The 23,905-nt window shown below is 70.9% G+C and carries 20 protein-coding genes; 15 read left to right on the top strand and 5 right to left on the bottom strand.

Features of this window, described 5'->3' with window-relative positions:
• Positions 1-34: 34 nt before the first annotated feature.
• Complete coding sequence (locus tag ABZW60_RS21215) at positions 35-7,000, bottom strand: hypothetical protein (RefSeq protein ID WP_355479272.1); 6,966 nt, start codon at positions 6,998-7,000, stop codon at positions 35-37.
• 245 nt (positions 7,001-7,245) lie between these two features.
• On the opposite strand from ABZW60_RS21215, the gene ABZW60_RS21210 reads away from it, so the two are divergent.
• The 13 genes from ABZW60_RS21210 (at position 7,246) to ABZW60_RS21150 (ending at position 19,119) form a co-directional block, all read left to right on the top strand.
• The gene (locus ABZW60_RS21210; protein WP_355479270.1) at positions 7,246-7,707 is read left to right on the top strand and encodes a hypothetical protein; all 462 of its coding nucleotides are present in this window, start codon (positions 7,246-7,248) and stop codon (positions 7,705-7,707) included.
• Positions 7,708-7,759: 52 nt separating this feature from the next.
• A complete protein-coding gene (locus ABZW60_RS21205) occupies positions 7,760-8,491 on the top strand; it encodes a hypothetical protein (RefSeq protein ID WP_355479268.1) in 732 nt (243 codons plus the stop codon).
• Positions 8,491-9,291: a hypothetical protein gene (locus tag ABZW60_RS21200; RefSeq protein ID WP_355479266.1), complete on the top strand. Its 801-nt coding sequence runs from the start codon at positions 8,491-8,493 to the stop codon at positions 9,289-9,291. Before ABZW60_RS21205 ends, ABZW60_RS21200 begins: the two co-directional genes overlap by 1 nt.
• Complete coding sequence (locus tag ABZW60_RS21195; RefSeq protein WP_355479264.1) at positions 9,288-10,598, top strand: ATPase, T2SS/T4P/T4SS family; 1,311 nt, start codon at positions 9,288-9,290, stop codon at positions 10,596-10,598. Before ABZW60_RS21200 ends, ABZW60_RS21195 begins: the two co-directional genes overlap by 4 nt.
• Before the next feature lie 4 nt (positions 10,599-10,602).
• A complete protein-coding gene (locus tag ABZW60_RS21190) occupies positions 10,603-11,505 on the top strand; it encodes a type II secretion system F family protein (RefSeq protein ID WP_355479262.1) in 903 nt (300 codons plus the stop codon).
• Positions 11,502-12,422: a type II secretion system F family protein gene (locus tag ABZW60_RS21185; RefSeq protein WP_355479260.1), complete on the top strand. Its 921-nt coding sequence runs from the start codon at positions 11,502-11,504 to the stop codon at positions 12,420-12,422. Before ABZW60_RS21190 ends, ABZW60_RS21185 begins: the two co-directional genes overlap by 4 nt.
• 100 nt (positions 12,423-12,522) lie before the next feature.
• The gene (locus tag ABZW60_RS21180) at positions 12,523-12,741 is read left to right on the top strand and encodes a hypothetical protein (protein ID WP_355479258.1); all 219 of its coding nucleotides are present in this window, start codon (positions 12,523-12,525) and stop codon (positions 12,739-12,741) included.
• 9 nt (positions 12,742-12,750) lie between these two features.
• Positions 12,751-13,182, top strand: coding sequence for a TadE family protein (locus ABZW60_RS21175; RefSeq protein WP_355479256.1), 432 nt, complete (start codon positions 12,751-12,753; stop codon positions 13,180-13,182).
• An 8-nt stretch (positions 13,183-13,190) separates the two neighbouring features.
• Positions 13,191-13,634 carry a TadE family protein gene (locus tag ABZW60_RS21170; RefSeq protein ID WP_355479254.1) on the top strand — a complete coding sequence of 148 codons (444 nt, stop codon included), beginning with the start codon at positions 13,191-13,193 and terminating at the stop codon, positions 13,632-13,634.
• On the top strand, positions 13,621-14,364 hold the full coding sequence (locus tag ABZW60_RS21165; RefSeq protein ID WP_355479252.1) for a hypothetical protein: 744 nt from the start codon (positions 13,621-13,623) through the stop codon (positions 14,362-14,364). The genes ABZW60_RS21170 and ABZW60_RS21165 overlap by 14 nt, the downstream gene beginning before the upstream one ends.
• A gap of 19 nt (positions 14,365-14,383) precedes the next feature.
• Entirely contained in the window at positions 14,384-15,031 is a 648-nt protein-coding gene (locus ABZW60_RS21160) for a hypothetical protein (protein WP_355479250.1), read from the top strand.
• Between the two features lie 227 nt (positions 15,032-15,258).
• Positions 15,259-16,086 (top strand): hypothetical protein, encoded by an 828-nt coding sequence (locus tag ABZW60_RS21155; RefSeq protein WP_355479248.1) that lies wholly within the window; start codon positions 15,259-15,261, stop codon positions 16,084-16,086.
• A gap of 21 nt (positions 16,087-16,107) precedes the next feature.
• Positions 16,108-19,119: a hypothetical protein gene (locus tag ABZW60_RS21150; protein ID WP_355479246.1), complete on the top strand. Its 3,012-nt coding sequence runs from the start codon at positions 16,108-16,110 to the stop codon at positions 19,117-19,119.
• Positions 19,120-19,221: 102 nt separating this feature from the next.
• Here ABZW60_RS21150 and ABZW60_RS21145 read toward each other — a convergent pair whose 3' ends face one another.
• Positions 19,222-20,124, bottom strand: a complete 903-nt coding sequence (locus ABZW60_RS21145) for a neutral zinc metallopeptidase (RefSeq protein WP_355479244.1) — start codon at positions 20,122-20,124, stop codon at positions 19,222-19,224.
• A gap of 107 nt (positions 20,125-20,231) precedes the next feature.
• On the opposite strand from ABZW60_RS21145, the gene ABZW60_RS21140 reads away from it, so the two are divergent.
• Both ABZW60_RS21140 and ABZW60_RS21135 read left to right on the top strand, forming a co-directional pair.
• A complete protein-coding gene (locus ABZW60_RS21140; protein WP_355479242.1) occupies positions 20,232-21,830 on the top strand; it encodes an ABC-F family ATP-binding cassette domain-containing protein in 1,599 nt (532 codons plus the stop codon).
• 24 nt (positions 21,831-21,854) lie between these two features.
• Entirely contained in the window at positions 21,855-22,619 is a 765-nt protein-coding gene (locus ABZW60_RS21135) for an enoyl-CoA hydratase/isomerase family protein (RefSeq protein ID WP_355479241.1), read from the top strand.
• Here the strand turns inward: ABZW60_RS21135 and ABZW60_RS21130 are convergent.
• Genes ABZW60_RS21130 through ABZW60_RS21120 form a run of 3 tightly spaced genes read right to left on the bottom strand, consistent with a single transcriptional unit; the run spans position 22,616 to position 23,825 of the window.
• Positions 22,616-23,056, bottom strand: a complete 441-nt coding sequence (locus ABZW60_RS21130) for an SRPBCC domain-containing protein (RefSeq protein ID WP_355479239.1) — start codon at positions 23,054-23,056, stop codon at positions 22,616-22,618. The genes ABZW60_RS21135 and ABZW60_RS21130 overlap by 4 nt on opposite strands.
• On the bottom strand, positions 23,053-23,388 hold the full coding sequence (locus ABZW60_RS21125) for a metalloregulator ArsR/SmtB family transcription factor (RefSeq protein WP_355479237.1): 336 nt from the start codon (positions 23,386-23,388) through the stop codon (positions 23,053-23,055). Before ABZW60_RS21125 ends, ABZW60_RS21130 begins: the two co-directional genes overlap by 4 nt.
• Complete coding sequence (locus tag ABZW60_RS21120; RefSeq protein ID WP_355479235.1) at positions 23,385-23,825, bottom strand: SRPBCC domain-containing protein; 441 nt, start codon at positions 23,823-23,825, stop codon at positions 23,385-23,387. Before ABZW60_RS21120 ends, ABZW60_RS21125 begins: the two co-directional genes overlap by 4 nt.
• Positions 23,826-23,905: the final 80 nt, after the last annotated feature.

Raw genomic sequence — 23,905 nt, 5'->3', positions numbered from 1 at the left:
CCCCCTCGGTCTGTCGGAGTATCGGTCATCGGCGTCACGGACCGCCCAGCGCCGGCCCGTGCCCGGTCGGAGCGATCGTCCGCCCCGCGGCGCCGCCCTGCGACGCCCGCGCACCGTGGCTCGGAGCCGGCGCGATCGTCCGCGCGGCCGTCTGGTAGTCCAGCGCCTTCAGCACGTCCCGCGGTACGCCGGCCTTCTCCAGCTCACCGGCGACCTTCGCGCTGAAGCTGCCGTCCGGCGACGACGTGTTGTACAGCTCCCGCAGGTCCACGCGCCCCTCGGCCATCAGCGCGAGGTTCGGGTGCAGGGTGGCGAACGCCGAAGCGAAACCGCCGTCGTGCTGGCCGAGCATGGTGCCGTTCGGCAGGGCCTGGTACGTCCGCTCGGTGCCGTCGGCCTCCTGGACCAGCAGCACGATCGACTTCCGCTCTGCTTTGGCTTGCTCGAGCGCGTTCAGCAGCGGCCGGTACGGCTGGTACACCGCCCCGGACTTGCCCTGGCCGTACTCGGTCGCCCTGATGTCGGGCGGCCCGAGCTCCGTCGGCACGGCCTCGAGTCGCGCATTCGCCAGGACGGCGTCGAGCGACGCGCCCGCCTCCATCTGCCGGAGTCCCTCGAGGTACTGGTGCAGGTGCATCCGGACGAAGAACTCACCACGGGCCAGCTCCGGCAGGCTGGTGGTCTTCTTCGTCACCGGTTCGCCGCGGCCGTTGTCGGTGGTCATCCGGACGGTCGCGTTGTAGACGACCGGGATCCGGACCGTGACCATCTGGCCCTCGGTGAACCGGCTGGTCTCCAGCCGGGTGCCGTTGGCCTCCGACGACTGCTCCCTGACCTGCTCGCCGATCGAGCCGCTGACCGACACGAACCCGCCGTCGAAACCGCCGGTGGCGGTGACCGGGGTCATCCGGTTGCTGCTGCTGGACGAGCGGTACGCCTGCTGGCGGCGCCAGACGCTGCCTTCCTGTCCTTCGAGTTCCGGACCGTGCAGGTGCCAGCCGACCCCGGTCGCCTCGATCTCGACGTTCACCGTCGTCCGCCCGTTGCCCGGCCGCGTCATCGGCTGCAGCGCGATGCCTTCGTCGAGCAACCGGGCCGCCTTGGCCTTGAGCGCGGTCGGCTTGAGGTTCGACCTGATCAGGTGCCGGTACTCCGCGGCGCCCCGGCGGCCGAGGACGTCGGGCTGCTCGAGGTAGGCGGTCAGGTTCTCGACCAGCTCGTTGCGCCGGGCACCTCCCCGGCCGTGCAACACCGCGCGGATCGGGACGGCGCCTTCCGGCAGGCGGATCGGGCGGTGCTCCGTACGCTCCTCCAGCGCCGGCTGCGCCTCGACCCGCGGTCCGTCCATCAGGTCGCCGCGCGGAATCAGCAGGGTCAGGTCCGCGCGGACCTGACGGCGTGGCGACACGCTGGTGACGTCGGCCGGGTCCACCCGGCCCAGCTTCCAACGGGCACTGGCCATCGCCGCGGCGCCGGCGTTGCGGACCCGCACGACCTCCGTCTCGAAGACCACGGTCCGGTGTGCCCGGACCAGGTCGAAGTGACCGAGCCGGGACAGCGTGGTGTTCTGCTCGCCGGTCCCGGCCGTGTTCGTCTTGGTCTGGTCGATCGAGAGACCGCCGGACGCGTCCCCGTCGAGCGCGGTGCTGGTCTTGCCGTCGATACCCCCGCTGACGGTCACGGTGTGACCGGTCGAGCGGTCGATCATGTCGTAGTCGTAGTTCTGCCCGACGCCGCCCGCGTCCTCCTTCTCCAGCTCGGGCGTGCCGTCCCGCTTGACCGGGACGCCGTCGACGGTGAGCTCGCCCTCGTACCTCGCCCAGACCCGGACGAACAGCACATCCGGGCGTTCCTGGCCCTCGATCGGCACCTCGATCGGCACCTCGAACCCGTCCGCGCCGAGCATGTCCTCCAGGTGACCCTGGTAGCTGTCCGCGCTGAGGTCGACGTCCAAGGCGTTCTGCAGCAGGAGGCTGGCGTTCCGCAGGCCGGGAGCGAGCTCGTCCACCTGCGGCTCCACCAGTTGCCGCAGGTCGACCCGCTCGTCGGTGCCCTCGACGGTGACCGACTCGATCTGGGCCGCGGCCAGGCTCTCGTCGTACGCCTCGGAGGTGTGCACGACGCGACGCTGGTCGGCCTTCGCCTCCACCCGGCGGGCGGTGGTCTCGAACGCCGTGTCGGCGTTCGCGGCCCGCGAGGCGCGGACCCGGCTCTTCGACCGCAGCTTCGCCGTCAGGAGTTCGGCCGTGTGCTCGGCCGGCAGGCCGGTGGTCACGCCCTCCTTCTCCCGCCGGTACCGGGTCAGGAAGCGGCCCGCGACGCGCTGGCTGACCGGCAGCTTGTCGTTCAGGTACCGCTCGGCGGCGTCGGCGACCACCCACAGCGGCAGGTCGAGCTTCCCGGAGCCGTACAGGTCCAGCGCCCGGCGCTCGGCCATCGCCTTCTGTGCCAGCGCGTCCGGCAGCGGGATGGACCGGATCACCTGACCGTTGTGCACGATGTCCGCGGTCATCTTCTGGCGCTCGATGAACTCGTGGTGCGTGCCCGGGTTGATCAGCAGCCGCTCGTCACCGGACGTCTCGCTGGTCGTCGTGGACTGCGACCTGCCGCCGGTCCGGCCCGCCGACAACCCGCCGGACTGAGCGTTGCCGTCGGCCCCCTTCACGCCGCCGCCGATGTCGCCGCTGACGCCGCCGGAGGCCGACGTGCCGGACGTCGAGCCGACGTCGGTCATCGTGAAGTTGATGTCGACGGTGTTCTCTTGGCTCATCGCGACGTGCGTCAGGCTGACCGCCTCGCCCCGGATGACGATCTGGTACTCGTCGGGGAGCAGCGTGCCGTCGGCGAACGCGTGCGCCGGGCTGCCGGGCGCGCGGACCACGACGAACGGCAGCCGGTACTCGCCGTTCATCCACTCGCGGTTCGCGACCAGGCTGGTGGGCGCGAGCGCGTCGTGCAGCGCCGGCAGGGCGGTCGAGTCGGACCGGATCGCCGGGATCGCGTTGCACAGCTCGTCGGCCGCGTTGCCCGCGTCGACCGCGACCGGGAAGGCCTGCTCCACCGCGACGCGGTGCGGCGGCTTCGGGTTCTTCTCGTACACCGGGGCGTCGGCCCGCGTCATCGAGCTGTCGTACGCGACCTCCATACTGCCCCGGACATCGGCGATCGGCTCGGCGTCGCCGCGGTCGGTGATCTCCGCGAACGTGATCCGGATGCCCTGCTTGAGCCGGTCGAGCGGCTCGGTGCTCTCGCTGAGCGTGACCCGGTTGACGCGGCGCCCGGCCGTCCAGCTGAAGGCGCGGCCGAGCGCGTTCCGGGTGCCCTTCAGCCCGATCCGTCCGGTCCAGCCGCGAATCCCTTCCGCCGGGCCGTGCGACCCGCCCACGCCCGCCGACAGCGGCACCGAGCGGGACCGCCCGGAGGTCCGGCCGGTGGCGCGCGAGCTGATCCCGAGCAGGACGACGTTCTCGTTCGTGCTGGTGCCGGCGCCCTCGACCTCGAACTGCTCGGTCGCCTCGTCGTAGTCCTGCGTGACCGACAGCCGGAACGGCCGCCAGCGCGGCGTACCGAGCGCGCCGCGGTCCTCGAGCATGACGATCAGGCCGCCCTGACAGGCCTGGTTGATGCCGGCCTCGAGCCGGGTCGTGTCGATCTGCGCCACGACGCGATCGCGGTTGCGCCGCTGCTCGGGCGTCGGCTCCTCGCCGTCCGCCGCGACCAGCCCCATCGCGCGCAGGTTCTCCAGCGCCTGCTCCCTGGCCGCGTCCGCGCCCTCGAGCTTCTGCGGCAGGGCCTTGCCGACACCGCGCATCTGGTTCTTGCCGCGGCCCATCCACGGCGGCATCGTTTGCGGACCCGTCGACGGCTCCGCGTCGCCTCGCAGCCGCAGTCGCTGGTTCTCGTCCAGCTTGACGTCGCCGTTCGCCTCCAGCGGTACGGCGTTCTTGTCCGCCGGGCCGCCTGCCCGCAGCAGGTCGTTCTCCGGGACCCGCAGCAACGCACGGGACTTGCCGGTCTCGACGATCGCCTTGGACTCCGGGTCGCCGACCTTGCGCAGCGTGGCGCGCACCTCGAAGCCGACCAGCACCCCCTGCGTCGGGCCCTGGTTGCGGTGCACGGCCGGGGTGATCGTGGTCATGCTGACGCTCTGACCGCCCGATCGGGACACGTTGCGCCCGGCCGACACGTTCGGCGACACGTCCACGCCGGACCCGCCGACGTTGGTGAGCGCCGTCGCCGCGGCGACCGGGTTCAGGTCGGAGGGCTTGCCCGGGAACGACACCGAGGCCGTGCCCGTGGCCGATGTGCCGTACGTCTGGCTCGCGCTGACGCCGGCGAAGTCGACGAGGACCTCTTCCTGCCACATCTCCGAGCTGGACTCGCCGACGAGCTCGGCGCTGCGCCAGACCGGCTGGACCTCCCAGGTGAGCTCGTACTCGGTCTCGCCGCCGGACGGGATCTGCCGGGTGATACCGCCCGGCTGGCTCAGCTCGCGCAGCAGGCGGTGCGAGTCGTTCACCATCAGGCCGGCGATGTGCTGGTATGAGACCCGGTCGAGGCCGCCGCCGTACTGCTTCTGGGCCTTGCGCACCAGGCGGTCGGTGACGTCCTGCAGCCCGGTGATGCTGGTGACCGCGTGCCGCGGGAACTCGCCGGTGACGTCCTGCCCGCGGCCGACCTGGTCCAGCGTGACGGTCTCCGCCGGCGGCTGCACGGTGTAGGCGCTCGACACCCACGTCTGCTGCCTGCCCGCGTCGACCGTCTCGACCGCCGACCAGGGCTCGGTGGGGGAGTCCCGGACCTCGATCTGCCACTTGCCGGACCACTCGTAGAGGATCGACTCGCCGCGGTTGTCGTCGACCCAGGCGGACCTGGGGCTGTCGGCGCGCCGCTCGGACCTGTTGGCCAGGGTCCGGCCGCGCGACGCCTCGACCTTCGGGGTGACGAGCTGACCCGCGACGGGGGCGGCCATGGCCAGGATCGGCTGCAGGTTCACGCCGACGTTGAGGCTGGTGGCGTGGGTGTTCGTGGTCGAGACCGCCGTGCCGCTCTCACCGATCGTGCCGGACATCTGCTCGGCCATCTCGTAGTCGATGTCGTCGCGCTCGGTGATGTCGTCCGGGATCAGCCGCAGCCGCACCTCGCGCACCTTGCCGACCGGTGTGTCGGGGTGGTTCTCGAGGGCGAAGACCATCCCGTCCTCGGACAGGACCCGGCGGTACTCGGCGGCGGCCATCGGCATCGGCCCGCGCGTCGGCATCCGCTCGCGCAGGTTGTTGGCGGCCAGGACCCGGTTGATGTCGTCGACGGGCACGTCGACCTCGCCGCCCGGCACCCCGGTCATCAGCAGGTTCTTGACCGGGATCGCCCGGTCACGGCTGCGCTCGTACGTCCCCACCTGCTGCTTCGCGGCACCGGCGAGCTCGATGATCCGGGCCTGCGGGGCGCCGCCTTCGAGCTCGGTCAGCAGCGTCCGGTAGCCGGCCAGCGCCTTCCGGGCCTCGTCGGCGGCCTGTGCGTAGGCGCCGGCGATCTCGGTGTGCCGCCCGGCCTTGTTGCGCGCGGTGCCGGCCGCGACGCGGAGCTTGCGCGCGCGCTCGGGTGCACCGCGGTCGCGTCCCTTGTCCTCGTCGTCGGCGTCCTTGTCGTTCTTGGTGGCTTCGTCGGTCGCGGTCTGCGCGGTGTTCCGCTTGGTCGCGGCCTTCGCGTCGAGGTCCCTGGCCGCGGCCTCGAGGGTCGCGATCTGGGTGCGGACCTCGCCGCTCAAGTGGGCGTACGAGTGCCTGGCAGGCCTCGCCTTCGCGTCGGCCCGGGCCGCGGCCAGACCGGCGGCGGTCGCGTCGGGCGTCGGGACAGCCCCGGCGGTCCAGGGGAGTGCGGGCTCGGAGCCGCCGTGCCGGCGGATCGTCCGGGCGAGACCCTCCAGGTCGCGCTCGAGGTCGGCGACGGACCGCGGGCCGCTCGGACGCCCGTTCGCGAGCGTCTCGGCGCGGGCCTCGTGCCAGTCCCGGACCAGACCCTGGAACGCCGCATGGTCCGCGTGCAGGCGGCGGTCGCGGCGCTCGTGACTGAAGACGGACCTCAGCCGGCCGAGGACGCCGCGGGACTGCCCGGCTTGGGCCGCGCCGATCTCCTGCGTCATCAGGGCCAGCTGGTGCGTCCAGACATACCGGACCTGCTCATCGCTGAGCCCACCGGAGATCCGCAGTACGTGCGGGTCGTTCGCCGTACCGGCCCGGATGACGCCCTGTCCCAGTGCGCCGAGCGTGGTGTCGCCGACCTCGACCCGGACGTGTTGCGGTACGTCGGAGACCGCGGTGCGCAGGACGGCCTGGCCGGATTGCGCGTCGACGGCGGGCCGGTCGGTGACCGAGGCGGCCAGGGACTGGCGGTCCATCGTCCCGAGCACGCTCAGCGCATGTGTCCCGGTCAGCGGCGGCTGCGAGCTCGGACGCCCGCCGATCGTCAGGCCGGTGCCGCGGATCTGCGACGTCCACACCCGCCGTCCCTCGGCCCGGCGGTGGCCGCTGCCGACCTGGGCGCGGTGCCGGCCGGTGCGCTGCGGTGCTGGCGCCGTACCCAGGCCGAGCAGCTCGGCCTCGCGGGTGATGGCGGCCGAGGCCGCCACGATGGCCGACGTCGCGACCGCGTGCGGCGGCGTGGTCAGCCGGGCGAGGCGGGCAGCTGCTTCCGGGTCGTCCGGTGCCGCGCTGCTGAGCGCGACACGGAGCATCGCGTCGGCCTCGGTACGGCGGGACTGCTCGAGCCCCGGCAGCTGGAGGTACCGGTCGAGGGCGTCGGTCGCACCGCGCGCGGGGAGTTCGCCGCGGGCCCGGGCGACCTCCATGCCGATCACGGCCACGGCCTCGGCCAGCAGCCGGTCGTCGCGCGCCCGGTCCGTCGCCCGGCGGACGAGCAGGTCCTCGATCCCGCGCATCGCGGTCGCGGAGAGCATGTCGTCCCGGCTGGTCAGCCAGACCCGGCCGTCACGCAGCGGCACCGCCGACGGGTGCAGGATTCCGAGAGCGGTCCCGGCCGCCCACTGAGCCCGAGCCGCCGGATCTGCGGCAGACAACGTCGGTGTAGTCAGCCGAATCACCCCTCCCGTCAGTGCCCGGGTGCTCACCAGTTGTCACCCGGACCCTCTGGTTCCGGAATTTAGCAAACAAACGGTTACTCGCCAGCTACTCGAACCACCCGAACTGTTAACGATTTACGCCCGTCGACCCACCTAGGATCAAGCCCATGTGGGAGAAGTTCGGTGAATCCGATTGGAACATCCCCCAGGCTCGCAGCACGGTCGCGCAGCTGCGGCACCACGCCGGTGACGGCCGGGAGTACGACGGCATCGAGCTGTTCCTCGCCCTGTGCGAGTACCTCGACCTCCTGCACGGCCGGCACGGGTTCGACTACTTCCGCACCGGCGCCGAGCAGGCAGCGCTGGCCGCGACCGTGCAGGAGATCCGCGGGCCGCGGATCGAACCTGACCCGGACTCGGACCGGCTCGTGCAGCCGGTGAACGCGGCCGTCACGCTCGCCGAGGGGCGGGACCTCGTGGTCTGGCTGGAGGGACGGCCCGGCTGGGAGCGTCAGGTCGGGCTCTGCCTGCGCGCGATGTATGCCTATCTAGACCAGTTGTACGGCGGGCCGGGCACCTTCAACCAGCTGCTCCGGCCCGACGAGCTGGAGCGGATCGCGGCCCGGTAACGGCGGTGGCCTGCTGGCACGAATGGCACCTCGCTGCCATTACGGTAGGCGCGTGAGTCTCTCGTCCTCCACGCGTACCTCCTCCCAAGGCGCCCGGGCAGCGGGCCGATCGACGGGTGGCGCGGCGACCCGCCTCCCCGGTAGCCGGGAACGGCGTCCCGCCCTGGCCGCGCTCGCGGTGATCCTGATCCTGCTCGGCGCCGCCGGCTCCGCGCTGATCGCGCTGAACAGCGGCAACCGCTCCGACTTCGTCGCGGTCGCCGACACCCTCCCGCCGGGCCACAAACTCGAGCCGAAGGACTTCTCCCGCGGCGACCTGGCCGGTGCCACCGGCGGGCTGATCCCGTGGTCGGAGGCGAACAAGTACGTCGGTCGCTACACGAAGACCTGGCTGTACAAGGACCAGTTCGTCACGCCGGAGAGCCTCACCAAGGAGGGCGAGCAGCCGATCCCGGCCAGCGGCGCGCTGGTCGGCGTCAGCCTCGAGGCCGGGCGCGCGCCGTCCGACGGACTCCTCGTCGGCGATGTCGTCAAGGTCATCCGGGTCCCGTCGGCCAACCAGGAGGGCGCCGCGGTCCCGCTGGTCAACGCGGCCAAGGTGACCTCGGCGGCCGGTGCGATCATCGACAGCAAGACGAGCGCGAACAGCTCCCTGAACGTGACGATCCTGATCCCGGCGGACGACGTCACGACGGTCGCCGCCGCGGCGGCCGCCAAGACCCTGGTCCTGGTGAAGCTCGCACCGGGCACCACGCCGGACGCGGAACGCAGCGGGGCCAACTGATGGCACTGGTGGCACTGGCGAGCGCGAAGGGCTCGCCCGGCGTAACCACGGCCAGTCTGGTCTTCGGTGCGCTCTGGCCGCGGCAGGTGCTGCTGGCCGAGTGCGACCCGGCCGGCAGCGACGTGGCGATCCGGATGACCGGCCCGGCCGGCGCCGCGCTCAACTCCGACCGCGGCCTGGTCAGCCTGGCCGCGGCGAGCCGCAAGGGGCTGGGCGACGAGGTGATCCTCGCTCACAGCCAGCAGCTCGACGGCGGTCTCGACGTACTGCTCGGTGTGCGCTCGCCCGAACAGGTGGGCGGCATGGGCGGTCTGTGGCACCCGCTCGGCATCTCGTTCAACCAGATGCAGCACGGCGACGTCCTGGCCGACTGCGGGCGGATCGGTGCGTCGTCCCCGCAGCTGCCGGTCATCCAGTCCGCTCGTCTCGTCGTCATGGTGTGCAGCGCGACCGGCTCGTCGGTGGCGCACCTGCGGGAGCGGCTGTCGACGCTGGTGCACCACGTCGACGCCCAGCTCGGTGTGGTCGTCGTGGCCGACCCGAAGCAGCGCGACGGCGTGAAGCAGGTGTGGTCCGTGCTGGACGCCATGTCGCTGCCGGTCCGGCACCGGTGGCACCTGGCGTACGACCCGGCCGGTGCGGCGTTCTTCGACGGGCGCGGCCACGGCCGGCTCGACAAGACCCAGCTGATCCGGTCCGCGACCGCGATCACCGCCGAGATGGCCTCGCTGGTCGCCGCGCCGCCGCCGCAGGACTTCGACATGGCCAACGCCGCGTTCCCGCCGGGTGATTACCGGTGAGCGCGGACCAGGAGCTGGTCCGCAAGCTGCGCGTGCAGGTCGCCGAGCGACTGAACGAGCAGCGCCGTCGCGACCAGGTGAACGGCGTCCCGCCGATGAGCGCGGAGGACGAGCGGGAGTACGCGCGGTCCCTGATCGTGCAGGTGCTCGAGGACCACGCGCGGTACGAGCTGGCCGAGGGCCGGACGCCGCCGACCCCCGACGACGACGCGCAGATCGCCGGCGCGATCCACTCCGCGCTGTTCGGCGTCGGCCGGCTGCAGCCGCTGATCGACGACCCCGAGGTCGAGAACATCGACATCAACGGCTGTGACCAGGTCTTCGTGCAGTACGGCGACGGCCGCGAGGAGACGCCGGGGCCGGTGGCCGAGAGCGACGAGGAACTGGTCGAGCTGATCCAGGTGCTGGCGGCCCACGCCGGCCTGACCAGCCGCCCGTTCGACTCGGCGAACCCGCAGCTGGACCTGCGGCTCCCGGACGGTTCCCGCCTGTCCGCGGTGATGGGCGTGACGTCGCGGCCCGCGGTCTCGATCCGGCGCGCCCGGCTCGGCAAGGTGTTCCTGAAGGACCTGGTGGCCAACGGCACCATGACCGACGACGTCGGCTCGTTCCTGCGCGCGGCGGTCGCGGCGCGCAAGAACATCATGATCGCCGGCGCCACGAACTCCGGGAAGACGACGCTGCTGCGCGCGCTGGCCAACGAGATCCAGCCGCACGAGCGGCTGATCACCGTCGAGCGCTCGCTCGAGCTCGGCCTCGGCGAGTTCAAGGACCTGCACCCGAACGTGGTCGCGTTCGAGGAGCGGCTGCCGAACTCCGAGGGCGTCGGCATGGTCAGCATGGCCGACCTGGTCCGCCGGTCGCTGCGGATGAACCCGTCCCGCGTCATCGTCGGTGAGGTGCTCGGCGACGAGATCGTCACGATGCTGAACGCGATGAGCCAGGGCAACGACGGCTCGCTGTCGACGATCCACTCGAACAGCTCGATGGAGGTGTTCAACCGGATCAGCACGTACGCGATCCAGGCGATGGAGCGGCTGCCGATGGACGCCACCCAGATGCTGATCGCCGGCGCGCTCGACTTCGTCGTGTTCGTCCGCAAGCACAACGACTACTCCCGCGGCGGCGGCCTGAGCCGGTACGTCGAGAGCATCCGGGAGGTCACCGGCTGGGACGGCCGGGTGCTGTCCGGCGAGGTCTTCGCCCCCGGACCGGACGGCCGCGCCGCGGCGCACGCGCCGATCGCCTGCATGGACGAACTCGAGCACTTCGGCTACCAGCCCCTCGTGCACGGAACGTGGGCGTGACGCGATGAGCGATCGGACACTGGGGGCGCTGCTGTGCGGCGCGGTGGTCGGCGGCGCGGTGATGCTGCTGATCGTCGCGATCCGCGGCACCGAGCCGAAGGACGAGACCCCGTCGCTGTTCCGCAACCGCGGCGCGGACCACCGCAAGAACATGATCCGGCTCGGCGCCGCGCTCGCGGTCGGCCTGCTCGTCCTGGTCGTCACCCGCTGGCTCGTGCTCGCGGTCGCGCTCGGCCTGCTGGCCGGGATGGCGGACCGGTTCTTCGGCGGCACCGGTGAGGAGCGCCGGGCGATCGACCGCTTGGACGCGCTCGCCACCTGGACCGAGGCGCTGCGCGACACCATCGCCGGCGCGGTCGGCCTGGAGCAGGCGATCCCGGCCACCGCGGTGAACGCCGCACCCGCGATCAAGCCCAGCCTGAACCTGCTCGTCGACCGGCTGCGGATCCGCGAACCGTTGCCCTCGGCCCTGATGCGGTTCGCCGACGATCTCAACGACCCGTCGGCCGACCTGATCGTCGCCGCCCTGGTGCTGAACGCCCGGCTGCGCGGTCCCGGTCTGCGCGAGGTGCTGAGCGCGCTGGCGGACTCGGCCCGCGAGGAGCTCGACGTCCGGCGGAAGGTGGCGGCCGAGCGCCGCTCGACCCGGCGCAGTGTGCAGGTCGTCGTCGCGATCACGCTGGCCATGGCCGCGGGCCTGGTGCTGTTCAACCCGACGTACATGGCGCCGTACCGGAGCTTCGTCGGTCAGGTCGTGCTCGCGGTGGTGATCGGGCTGTACGCGCTCGGCCTGCTGTGGCTGCGGCGGCTGGCGAAGATCGAGGTGCCGGAGCGGTTCCTGATCGGCATGGTCGACGACCGGACGAACCGTCCGGGCGGCGAGCGGATGGAAACGGTGAGCGGATGACCTGGGCCTTCATCACCGGCGGCATCGCCGGGCTCGGCGTGTACGTGCTGGTCCGAATGTTCATCAAGCCGCGGGCCAACGTGCTGTCCACGATCGCCCGGATCGACGCGGGCCGCGGCGGCTATGCCGGCGGAGCCACCACCAGCGCCGCCGGCGAGCGGGTGCTCGGCGGTGTGGACCGGGCGCGCGAGACCCTTGGCCGCAGGCTCGAGGCGGAGGCGAACGCGCGCGGCTGGGCGTTCGGCAAGCTCCGCCGCGACCTCGCGGTGATGAACCGCCCGTTCGCCGCGATGCTCGCCACCAAGGTGTTCTTCGCGCTCGGCGCGATGATCTTCATCCCGATCGTGCTGTTCCTGTTCTCCGCGATCGGGATCTCGGCGCCCGGGGCGGCGCCGGCGATCGTGACGCTCGCGTTCATGGCGCTCGCGTTCTTCCTGCCCGACCTGGCGCTGCGCCAGGAGGCCGAGACCCGGCGCCGCGACTTCCGGCACGTGGTCGGCAGCTTCCTGGACCTGGTCGCGATGAATCTCGCCGGCGGCCGCGGCCTGCCCGAGGCGCTGATGACCGCGTCCACGATCGGCGAGCACTGGGCGATGGCCCGGATCCGGCAGGCTCTCGCGAACGCCCGGCTGATCGGCATCACGCCGTGGGACGCGATGGCCCGGCTGGGCGAGGACCTCGGCGTCGAGGAACTGCGCGACCTGGCCTCGGCGCTGGCGCTGGCCGGTGACGAGGGCGCGAAGATCCGCTCCTCGCTGCTCGCCCGGGCGGCGTCGCTGCGGCGCAAGGAGCTGGCCGACGTGGAGGGCAAGGCGGGTGAGCGCTCGCAGTCGATGCTGGTCGCGCAGCTCGTCATGATCGCGGCGTTCTTCCTGTTCCTGGCCTTCCCGGCCGGCGTGGCCATTCTCGGAAGTTAGGCCGAACAGTGATCTGGACAAAGGATCCGTTGGAAGGGTTTGTCCGTCGAACCCGGCATACTGAGGCCTGCTTCGGCCTCACGATCTGGAAGGCATGCGAATGACCTCGGAGTTGATGTTCTGGCGGGCGATGGCCGGCTACGCGGTGGCGCGGGCGAAGACCCAGCGCGCCCGGGCGAAGCAGGGGCAGACCGAGTTGGGCGCGTCCGCGCTGGAGTGGGCGATCATCTCGGGCATCCTGGTCGTCGCCGCGCTGGCGATCGGTGTCGTGGTGAAGCGCGTCATCGACAAGCACACCGCCGATATCGACAAGGGCTGACGCGGACCGATGCGGCCGGGGCGGAAGCGGGTTCGGCGGAGACGGTCGGAGCGGGGGGTCAGCACGCTCGAGCTGGCCATTCTCGCGCCGGCGATCCTCGCGCTGATCTTCGTCTCCATCCAGACCGCCCTGTGGCTGTACGGGCGGTCCGTCGCGCTGAACGCCGCGCAGGAAGGCGTGTCCCGCCTGCGGCTGGTGCAGCCGCCGGTCTACACCACGGCCGTGGGGGAGAAGGTCCGGGCGGACATCCAGTCCTACGCCCAGCAGCTCGGCGGCACGACGTTGCAGCACGCCACCGTCCCGTTCCCGGCGTACAACAACCCGGAAGGCACGGTCTCGTTCACGGTCACCGGCGACACCGTCTCGCTGGTGCCGGGCCTGACGCTGAAAGTGAGCCGGACCGCCACCGGCCCGATCGAGCAGTTCGACGCCGACAAGTGAGGATGCGGATGCTGGGGGTCAGGTCCTGCCGACGGCGCCGTGAGCGCGGCACGATGGCGCTGGAGATGGTGATCCTGGCGCCCGTGCTGCTCGCGCTGTTCATGTTCCTGCTCGCCTGCGGGCGGTACTTCCAGACGTCCTCGCTGCTGGAGAGCGCGGCCCGCGACGGCGCCCGCGGCGCCAGCCAGGCCCGGTCCCTGCAGGAGGCCCAGGGCCGTGTCGACCAGGCCGTCACCGCCGCGATGAGCCAGGCGGTGGAGTCCTGCAAGCAGACCGCCTCGGGCTCGATCACGACCGGGTTCACCGCCGGTTCGCCGCTGTCGGTCGAGGTCACCTGCACGATCAACTACCGCGACCTCGGGCTGCTCGGCCTCGGCGGCGACACCAAGATCACCAAGCGCTTCACGTCCTCGCTCGATCCGTACCGGGGGGTGCGCGGTGACGGCTCGTAGGCTCGTCGACTTCTTCCGGATCGATGCCCGGCGCAACGACCCGGGCAACGACCGGCGGCGGATCCCGCGCGGTGCGCTGAGCCCCGCGGTCGCGATCCTCGCGGTGATGATCTTCACCCTGGCCGGACTCGTCATCGACGGCGGCCGGCAACTCGGCGCCCGCTCCCGCGCGATCGGCTACGCCCAGGAAGCCGCCCGGGTCGGCGCCGCCGCCATCCAGCTGAACGTCGCCGAGGCCAAGATCGACACCGCCAAGGCAGCCGCCGCGATCACCGAGTTCTGCGGCCAGGTCCGCTCCAACGACCCCGGCGTCACCGCCTGCGGCCCGACCACCCTCACCGACAAAGAGGTCGACATCCAGGTCGACATCGCCAACAAGACCACGTTCCTCGGCCTCGTTGGCAAACAATCCCTCAAAGCCACCGGCACCGGCCAGGCCCACGCCGAACAAGGCATCGAAAAGGCCGACGACAGCCCGACCATCCCCCCGATCGTCGTGAACTCGACACCCGACGACCCCGGTGCGCCGATCACCACGGCGCGCCCGCCGACGATCGACCTGCCGTGCCCCACCTGGACGGTCGGGTCGCCGACCCCGACCTGGACGCTGTCCCCGTTCCCGTTCCCGGCGACCTGTACGCCGAATGTGACGCCGACGCCGGATCCCTCCGGGACGCCGCCGACCGACAGTCCGTCAGGCCCGACGAGCCCGCCGACGAGCGGGCGCTAGACCCCGGAGGATTCTCTTCGTGCGTAGGTTTGCCCTCCCGGCCCTCACCCTGACGGCGATCCTGCTGGTCAGTGCCTGCGGCAAGGACTCCAATGACGGCGGCCGTCCGGTCCCGGTCGGCGGTGACGCCGGTACGACGACCTCGGCGACCCCGTCCACGGCGCCGTCGTCGGAGCCGAGCACGACGACCAGCGCCCCGCCCAAGCCGGCCACCAGCAGCCGGCCGACCGCCAAGCAGGTCATCGTCCAGCCAGGGAACTTCGCGTCCAACCCCGCCGTCCAAGGCCTCGTGACCAGCTACCCGCTGTACTTCCAGGCCCTGGTGTCGAAGGACGACACGATCCTGAAGAAGCGCTTCCCGTCGTTCTTCTACGCCGACGTGTCGCAGGGCATCCAGGATGCCAAGCGCAACGGCTGGGTGATGAAGCCGCCGGGCAGCGTCGTCGTGGTCGGGGTCAAGAGCACGCCGGACAACACCGTCGCAGTGCAGACCTGCCGCTCGCAAACCACGCAGTACTGGGATCCCGCGACGCGGAACTGGACCGTGGTGACCCCGAAGGGATCTCCCGAGGTGATCGAGATGATCAAGACGGGCATCGGCTGGATGCCTTACCGCCTCGCGACCAGCAAAGGCGTCAACTGCGCCGCGGTGCACTATCCGGCATAGACCATAAATCGATCTTGAGGTTGCGAAGAGGTGACGGGGTACTCGGTACCGGGCATGATGCCCCTGGTCGAAGATAATCTGCCGGAAGACGAGTCTGGGGAGTGAGGATGCACAACCGAGTAGGTCGCGGGCTGGTGGTCCTGAGTGCCGTACTCGCACTACTCATGGCTGGGCCCGCGCTGACTGCGGGCGCGGAGACGATCCACACCGGCACGTCGGTCTGCAGTATGTACGTCAACTCCGTCGGCTTCGGCGCGTACTGCAGCAACGGTGCGCCCTACCTCGGCCCCGACAGCGGCGACCCGCCACCTACCTGGCGCCAGCGGCTGAACGGCAGGCCCTTCGTTCCGTGCCGAGACTTCGCCATCCCGGACGGCATCCGGCTGCCCAAGGCGCCGGAGGGCAAGAAGTGGGTCCTCCGGATCACCATTACCGATTACGACCTCGACACGTACGACGGTGGTGACAACGCCCACCTGGAGCGTGCGTACGTGCCGGTCGGCCCGGTCGAGGAGGCGCAGTGCCCGTTCCCGACCTACATGGTGCCGTTCTGGTATCCGTTCAAGAGTAACTATCCGCCTCCAGCCTTGGTGGTCATGCCGACGTTCACGCCGAGGGTCAATGTGCCGGCTTTCTTCAACCTGACCCCGCAGAGCTCGAAGGCGGGGGCTGACAAGGACAATCCGGGAAGCCTGAGCGGCTACATCGACCCGAAGCACAACCTGACGATGCGCGGCCAGGTATCCGAGATGACCGTGGATCCGGGTGACGGGACCAAGCCGTTCAAGTGCTTGATGGGCGTCACCCCGGAAGGCGATCCGGACGGGTATGACGAAACCCAGGATCCGTTCCACCAGATGAACACGTGCAAGCACATCTACAAGAGGTCAAGTGCGAGTCAGCCCGACGGCATGTACACGGTGAAGCTCACGCTGACATGGGAAGTCTTCTACTGGGTCGGCAAGGACCAAGGCGGCTGGCACTCGATCGGTACGGCGAATGTGAATGCTGTGCAGCGGCTGCCTGTGCAGGAAGTTCAGGCGATTGGTGGCTGATGGTGGGGGTATGGAGGCGTGATGGTTAGGACGAACGAGCCTGTGCAGGCGGCGCGGTTGCCGCAGCGGCGGTCGGGGAGTCCGGGTGCGGACCGGCTGAAGGGGTTCGTCGCGCTGCTCGCGATCCTGGCGATCGTCGGTGGCGTGCCGTACGTGCTGCTGCGCTTCTTCGGTACGCCGTGGCCGGACACGATGCCCAGCAAGAGCATGCTGTTCAGCGAGCTGAGCGTCGAGACCGTGCTGGGCATCATCGCGTTCTTCATCTGGATCGCGTGGCTGCACTTCGTGGTCTGCCTGGTCGCGGAGGCGGTCGCGGAGATCCGCGGTCACGGCCTCTCGCCGCGGGTCCCGCTCGGCGGCGGCTCGCAGGCGCTGGCCCGGCGGTTGATCGGCACCGTGGTGCTGATCGCGGCGGGCGCGGGCGTCAGCCTGCCGGTCGCGAGCGCGGTCACCACGAGCGGACCGGCCGCCCCGACGTCCGTGAGCGTGCAGCACGAGTCCTCGGCGTCGCAGTTCCGCCAGACCGAGGCGGCGAGCACCGTGCTCAGCGGCAGCCACCAGCAGTCGAAGACGAGCGTCGGCGTCCGGACGAACAACGACCACAAGGGTCAGGTCGTCAAGTACACCGAGGTCCGCCCGCCGCAGGGCCGGAACTACGACTGCCTGTGGGACATCGCCGAGCGGTATCTGGGCGAGGGCCGCCGGTACAAGGAGATCTACGACCTCAACAAGAACAAGCTGCAGCCCGACGGCCGCCGGCTGACCAACCCTGACCTGATCCTGCCGGGCTGGCAGGTGCGGCTGCCGGCCGATGCCAAGGGCCCGGGGGTGCACACGGTCCGCGTGAGCATCGGCGACCACACCAAGTCGACGGTCAGCACGAAGACGACCAAGTCGACGACCGAGACCAGGACGGCGGTCAAGCCGAAGGTCACGGTCGAGAACAAGACCGAGACCAGGACGACGCCCGAGACGAAGACGACCGGTCCGGGACGTTTCTCCGAGCAAGGAATGGAGAAGCCGTCGTCGATCGGGATCGGCAGCGCGAAGAACGACCCGGGCGCGAAGAACGTCAAGCCGGGGGAGCCGAGCGTCACCGTCGAGCCGCATGCTCCGGGGGCCGGCCAGTCCGAGCACGGCGAACCGGCCGCCGGCGGCACCCGCGTCCCGGAGGCGACTCCGGTCGCGGCCGACGACGGCATCAGCCTGCAGGAAGCCGGGATGTACGGGTTCGGCGCGACGCTGCTCGCGGCCGGTCTGGCACTCGCGCTGAAGCGCCGCCGCGGCTGGGCGCAGGGCCCCGGCCCGAAGGCCGCCGGCCACCGGCAGACCGAGGTCGGCCTGCGGCTGGCGTCGGACGTGCCGACCGCCCAGTTCGTCGACAACTCGCTGCGCAAGCTGGGTGCGGACATGACCCAGCTCCAGCGGCCGATGCCGAAGGTCGTTGCCGCGCTGGTGACCGACCGGGCGCTCACGCTCGTCCTCGACCCGTACGGCGCCCAGCCCGAGCCGCCCGGCCCGTGGCAGGCGATCGCCGACGGCACGCGGTGGACGTTGCGCCGCGGCTACGGTCCGAGCGGCGAGGTGAACGCGCCGGCGCCGTACCCGACGCTGGTGACGGTCGGGCAGAACGCGGACGGTGCCACGGTGCTGATCGACCTCGACACGGCGAACGGGATCGTCGCGTTCGGCGGCGTGAACAACGCCTCCCGCGACGTGGTCGGTTCGCTCGCCGTCGAGCTCGCGACGAACCTGTGGTCCGAGGGCGCGCACATCAGCATGGTCGGGTTCGGCGACGACCTGTCGTCGCTGGCGCCGACGCGGCTCAGCTACTGGGTCCGCCTCGACGACGCGATGGGCGAGGTCGCCCGGCGGACCGAGGCGCAGGTGCAGGCCTGCCAGCGGCGGAACGCCGGTTCGGTCGCGGAGGCCCGGATGACGCATCCGGACGCGGCGCTGTGGGGACCGGAGGTCATCTTCCTGTCCGCGCCGCCGTCGCCGGAGGAGCAGGAGCAGCTGAACCGGCTGGCCGCGGACACCCAGCGCAGCATCGCGGTGGTCGTGGTCGGTGACGTGCTGAACTCGCCGTGGCGGTTCGTCGTGGACGAGAAGAACCAGGCCGTCTGCCGGCTGCTCGGCCTCGAGGTGGACGCGCACAGCGTCAACCCGGAGCAGTTCGCCGACCTGGTCGCGCTGTTCGACGCGGCCGAGACGGACGCGCGGGACAAGCGCCGCTCGGAGCAGGACATGCCGGCGTACGAGTTCTCCGCGATGGATCTGAGCCAGCCGGCTCCGGTCGAGGTGGACCTGCTCGGCCCGGTCGAGGTGGATGCCCGCGGGACCATCGACGACGGCCGGATCGCGCTGTCGACGGAGATCATCGCGTTCCTGGCCAGCCAGGACTACGGCGTCCACCCGAACGTGCTCGCCGGTGCGATCTGGCCGCGCGGCATCAGCCAGGAGCTGCGGGACGCGGCGCTGGACCACACCCGGCGCTGGGTCGGTGTGGACGCGATGTACGCCGACGAGTCCGGCCGCTGGATGCTCAACCGCAGCGTCGTGCGGGTCGACTGGGACGTGTTCCGGACGCTCGCGAAGCAGGCGTCGATGATCGACGACCCGCGCGGCCCGCTGTCGACGGCGCTCAGCCTGGTGCACGGTCCGGCGTGGTCGAACCTGCCCGGCGGCCGTTACTCGTGGCTCGCGGCGTCCGGGATCGAGCGCCGGATGGCGGAGGCTGTCGTCGACGCCGCCCTGCGGCTCGCCGAGGCGTCCCTCAGCCACAACGACGGCAACCTGGCCCGCACGGCCCTCCAGACCGGCCTCAGCTTCTCGCCGGCCTCGGAGGAACTGTGGCGAGCCACCCTCCGCCTGGCCGCCCACTTCGGCACCACCGCCGACGTCACCAACGTGGCCGGCCAGATGTACGCCGCCCTCACCCGCCACGGCGGCCCCCGCGGCCCCGAGGCCGAGACCGACGCCCTGGTGGACGAACTCCTCCCCGGCTACCACCGCCCGGCCCAGGTCGCCTGACTCTGGCTGCCACAACCCTCCATCTCAGCGGGCAGCCCCTGAGATGGAGGGTTGCCCATTGAGAATCTCAGGGGGCAACCCTCCAGCTGAGGAGGTAAGCCCTCAGAGGGTGCTGGCGGACCAGGTGTCGCAGGCGGTCATGTCGCCGGAGTCCATGCCCTTGGTGAACCAGCGCATGCGTTGCTCGGCGGTGCCGTGGCTGAAGCTTTCCGGGGTGACCTGGCCCTGGGTCTTCTGCTGGATGCGGTCGTCGCCGACCGAGGCGGCGGCATCCAGGCCGCGGGCGATGTCGTCCTCGCTCAGCTCGGTGATGAGCGGCTGGCCGCTGCTGTTCGGGACCGTCGTCGCGTGGTTGGTCCAGATACCGGCCAGGCAGTCCGCCTGCAGCTCGGAGCGGACCGAGTCGGACGTCGGCCCGTTGCGGGACTTGATCCGGTCGAGGATGCCGTACAGGTTCTGGATGTGGTGGCCGTACTCGTGCGCCACGACGTACGCCTCGGCGAACTCGCCGCCGCGCGCGCCCAGGTCCTCCTGCAGCGTCTGGAAGAATCCGATGTCCAGGTAGACCCGCTTGTCCGGCGGGCAGTAGAACGGGCCGACCGCGCTGGTCGCCGGGCCGCAGCCGGTGTTCACCGAGCCCTCGAAGACCCGCATCGGCGCCCGCGTGTACTTCTTGCCGCGGCGCGGGAGCTCCGCGGCCCAGAAGCTCTCGATCGAGTTCTGGTAGAAGACGAACCGGCAGTCCGAGTTCGACTGCAGGTCGGTGCCCTTCTTGCACGAGTCGAGGTTGCCCGCCGCCGTGTTCCGTGCCGCCGGCTCGTCGCTGCCACCTCCGCCTGGCAGCCCGCCGGACAGGAGCAGGATCACGATCAGGAGGATGATGCCGCCGATACCGCCGCCGACCGGGATCATCCCGCCCGGCAGCCCGCTGCGGCCGCCGCCACCACTACCGCGGGTGTCCTCGACACCGCTGGTGTCGAGATCCGCGTCCGGATTGAATTTCACCCCACATACACTAGACCTGAGAACGGGGGATTCCGGCGTGCCGTGGCGCCGCCGTGCCGCCCGAGAGTTCAGCCCGTAGCCCAGCGTAAGGACGCCTGCGAACCCCGATGATCACTGTTTCCCAGCTCGAGGTTCGCGTCGGTGCCCGCCAGCTGCTCGCGCCCGCCTCGTTCCGGGTCGGTCCCGGCGACAAGGTCGGGCTGGTCGGCCGCAACGGCGCCGGGAAGACCACGCTGACCAAGATCCTGGCCGGCGAGGGCCTGCCGGCCAGCGGCACCGTGACGTCCTCGGGCGAGATCGGCTACCTGCCGCAGGACCCGCGCACCGGTGACCTCGACGTCCTGGCCCGGGACCGGATCCTGTCCGCGCGCGGCCTGGACGAGGTCGTCCGGCGGATGCGCTCCGCGGAGAAGTCGATGGCCAGCGCGGACGAGAAGACCCGCGCCAAGGGCATGCGGCGGTACGAGCGCGCCGAGGCGGACCTGCACGCCGCCGGTGGGTACGCCGCCGAGTCCGAGGCGGCCCGGATCGCGGCGAACCTCGGGCTGCCGGACCGGGTGCTCGGCCAGCCGCTGTCGACGTTGTCCGGCGGTCAGCGCCGCCGCGTCGAGCTGGCCCGGATCCTGTTCGCGCAGGCCGAGACGCTGCTGCTCGACGAGCCGACCAACCACCTGGACGCCGACTCGATCATCTGGCTGCGCGACTTCCTGAAGTCGTACGCCGGTGGCGTGATCATGATCAGCCACGACGTGAACCTGCTCGAGGAGACCGTCACCCGGGTGTTCCACCTGGACGCGAACCGCGCCGAGATCGACGTCTACAACGTCGGCTGGAAGGCGTACCTGAGCCAGCGCGAGACCGACGAGCGCCGCCGCAAGCGCGAGCGCGCGAACGCCGAGAAGAAGGCCGACCAACTGGTCAGCCAGGCGAACAAGATGCGCGCCAAGGCCACCAAGGCGACCGCCGCGCAGCAGATGCTGCGGCGCGCCGAGCAGTTGATGTCCTCGCTCGACGAGGTGCGGGCCCAGGACCGGGTCGCGAAGATCGCGTTCCCGACGCCGGCGCCGTGCGGCAAGACGCCGCTGATGGCGCGCGAGCTGTCGAAGTCGTACGGCTCGCTGGAGATCTTCACCGACGTCGACCTGGCGATCGACAAGGGCTCGCGGGTCGTCGTGCTCGGCCTCAACGGCGCCGGCAAGACCACGCTGCTGCGGATCCTCGGCGGGATCGAGAAGGCCGACACCGGTGAGGTGATCGACGGCCACGGCCTCAAGCTCGGGTACTACGCCCAGGAGCACGAGACCCTGGACGTGAACCGCACGGTGCTGGAGAACATGAAGACCGCCGCCCCGGACCTGAACGAGACCCAGGCGCGCAGCGTGCTCGGCTCGTTCCTGTTCACCGGCGACGACGCGGACAAGCCGGCCAGGGTGCTGTCCGGCGGCGAGAAGACCCGCCTCGCGCTCGCCACGCTGGTCGTGTCCGCGGCGAACGTCCTGCTCCTCGACGAGCCGACCAACAACCTCGACCCGGCCTCGCGCGCCGAGGTGCTGAACGCGATCCGCTCGTACACGGGCGCGATCGTCCTGGTCACCCACGACGAAGGGGCCGTCGAGGCGCTCGAACCCGAGCGCGTCGTCCTGCTGCCGGACGGCGTCGAGGACCTCTGGTCGAACGAGTACGCGGACCTGATCTCGCTCGCCTGATTACTTCCGAGTAATATCCGTCCCATGACTGGTCTGCGACTGAGTGTGGACGGGCCCGTGGCTCGGGTGGTGCTGGATCGTCCCGAGGTGCGCAACGCGCAGACTCCGGCGATGTGGAGTGCGCTGGCCGAGTTCGGTGCGGCGCTGCCGCCCGAGGTGCGGGTCGTCGTCGTGTCGGGGGAGGGGCCGTCGTTCTCGGCGGGGCTCGACCGGCGGCTGATCATGGGCGACAACGACCTGGGTCAGGAGCCGCTGCTGACGCTCGGCGCCAAGCCGACCGACGAGGTCCTGGAGCTGATCGCGCACTTCCAGTCCGGCTTCTCCTGGTTGCGGCGTCCCGAGATCGTCAGCATCGCCGCGGTGCAGGGCCATGCGGTCGGCGCCGGCTTCCAGCTCGCCCTGGCCTGTGACCTCCGGGTCGTCACGCCCGACGCGCGCTTCAGCATGCGCGAGCCGTCGCTCGGCCTGGTCCCGGACCTCGGCGGCACGAAGCCGCTCGTCGAGCTGATCGGCTACTCCCGGGCGCTGGAGATCTGCGCCACCAGCCGCTGGGTCGAGGCCGCGGAGGCCAAGGAGCTCGGCCTCGCGAACATCGTCGTCCCGGCGGACGAGCTGGAGGGGACCGTGAAGGACCTGTCCGACGCGTTGCTCGGCCCGTTGCCGGGAGCGATCCGCGAGACCAAGGCTCTGTTGCTCGGTGCCGCGGACCACTCGTACGACGATCAGCTCAAGGCCGAGCGGGAAGCGCAGGAGCGCCGCCTGAAGGAGCTCCTGGCCGCGTTCGGCTAGTGCCAGTTGCTCACCAGGACGTCGTTCGGCGCAGGGTCGCCCTTGCCCGTCTCGACGTACTGCTTGAGGCTCATCAGGAACGTCGCCCACTTCGTGCTGCAGTGGTACATGAATTCGACCGGCTCCCGCCAGCCCTCGTGCTTGAACAGCACGATCGCGTACTCGTCGGCCTGCGACAGCGTGAAGCTGACGTGCGTGCCGATCCACTCCTCGGGCCCGCCGACGACCTCCCAGCGGACCAGCTCCGGCGAGGTCTCCAGCACCTTCATGTCGAACCCGTCGCCGCCCGCGCTGGCGAAGCGGAACTCGATCACGCCGTCGGGGTCGCCCTTGGTGTCCTCGGTCCACCAGCCGGCCAGACCGTCGATGGTGGTGAGGGCAGTGTGTACGTCGTTCAGCGGCGCGATGACGCCGACCCTGTGCAGGATGTCGCTCATGACTTTTCTCCCTTGCGTTGTTCGATCGCCTCGGCGATGCGCTTGATGCGCTGGAGCCGCCGGTCCCACGTCGCGGTGACGTCGGTCAGCTGGCCGATCGCGCGGGCGAGTTGCTGGTCGTCCACGGTGTAGCGGCGTTCGCGCCCGGACGGCGCGGAGTGCACGAGTCCGGCCCGGTCGAGGACGCCGAGGTGTTTCGCGACCGCCTGCCGGGTGACCGGCAGTTGGTCGCTGAGGCTGGTCGCCGTACCGCCGCCGTCGGCCAGCAGCAGGTCGAGCATCCGCCGTCGGGTCGGGTCGCCGATCGCGGACCAGAGCTCGTCGTCGATCACGACCGCTGCGCCAGCCCTCCGGCGTACGGCGCGATGCGGGGCAGGAAGTAGTCCCAGCCGCTGGTGTGGTCCTCGAGCACGGCGTCGGACTTGGCGGCCTCGTCGTACCCGGTCTCGGCGAACCGGAGCAGGGTGCCGCCGTCGACCGGTTCGAGCTCGAACGTCACGAGCAGCGAGTTCTCCGGGGTCGCCGACGCCGCGTCGTAGTCCCAGCGGAACGCGAACCGGCGCGGCGGCTCGGCCTCGATCACGGTCACCGGCATGACCGCCGTGCCCTCGTCCTGCCGGAATCCCACGGTCCCGGTCGCGCCCACGACGGGTTTGAGGTCGGCCTCGTCCGGCCACCACTCGGTCAGGTGCTCGGGCGAGCTGACCACCTCGTACACCACCTCCGGCGCCGCCTCGATCCGGATCTCGCGCTCGATGCTCCTGGTCATGCCCCTCATCCTTTCGCAACCTTTGGTTGCTTATGACTGTAGGGCATCGCGCCCCGGATGTGCAACCAAAAGTTGCGGGA

This window comes from Kribbella sp. NPDC003557 (assembly GCF_040610805.1).
Classification (GTDB): Bacteria; Actinomycetota; Actinomycetes; order Propionibacteriales; family Kribbellaceae; genus Kribbella.
This window is presented reverse-complemented; position numbering and strand designations above follow the sequence as displayed.

What these genes read in the sequence shown, in the direction of transcription:
- ABZW60_RS21210 (WP_355479270.1), top strand. Translation starts at nt 7,246, where the DNA reads ATGTGGGAGAAGTTCGGTGAATCCGATTGGAACATCCCCCAGGCTCGC.
- ABZW60_RS21200 (WP_355479266.1), top strand. Translation starts at nt 8,491, where the DNA reads ATGGCACTGGTGGCACTGGCGAGCGCGAAGGGCTCGCCCGGCGTAACC.
- ABZW60_RS21190 (WP_355479262.1), top strand. Translation starts at nt 10,603, where the DNA reads ATGAGCGATCGGACACTGGGGGCGCTGCTGTGCGGCGCGGTGGTCGGC.
- ABZW60_RS21185 (WP_355479260.1), top strand. Translation starts at nt 11,502, where the DNA reads ATGACCTGGGCCTTCATCACCGGCGGCATCGCCGGGCTCGGCGTGTAC.
- ABZW60_RS21180 (WP_355479258.1), top strand. Translation starts at nt 12,523, where the DNA reads ATGACCTCGGAGTTGATGTTCTGGCGGGCGATGGCCGGCTACGCGGTG.
- ABZW60_RS21175 (WP_355479256.1), top strand. Translation starts at nt 12,751, where the DNA reads ATGCGGCCGGGGCGGAAGCGGGTTCGGCGGAGACGGTCGGAGCGGGGG.
- ABZW60_RS21170 (WP_355479254.1), top strand. Translation starts at nt 13,191, where the DNA reads ATGCTGGGGGTCAGGTCCTGCCGACGGCGCCGTGAGCGCGGCACGATG.
- ABZW60_RS21155 (WP_355479248.1), top strand. Translation starts at nt 15,259, where the DNA reads ATGTACGTCAACTCCGTCGGCTTCGGCGCGTACTGCAGCAACGGTGCG.
- ABZW60_RS21150 (WP_355479246.1), top strand. Translation starts at nt 16,108, where the DNA reads ATGGTTAGGACGAACGAGCCTGTGCAGGCGGCGCGGTTGCCGCAGCGG.
- ABZW60_RS21140 (WP_355479242.1), top strand. Translation starts at nt 20,232, where the DNA reads ATGATCACTGTTTCCCAGCTCGAGGTTCGCGTCGGTGCCCGCCAGCTG.
- ABZW60_RS21135 (WP_355479241.1), top strand. Translation starts at nt 21,855, where the DNA reads ATGACTGGTCTGCGACTGAGTGTGGACGGGCCCGTGGCTCGGGTGGTG.
- ABZW60_RS21130 (WP_355479239.1), bottom strand. Translation starts at nt 23,056, where the DNA reads ATGAGCGACATCCTGCACAGGGTCGGCGTCATCGCGCCGCTGAACGAC.
- ABZW60_RS21120 (WP_355479235.1), bottom strand. Translation starts at nt 23,825, where the DNA reads ATGACCAGGAGCATCGAGCGCGAGATCCGGATCGAGGCGGCGCCGGAG.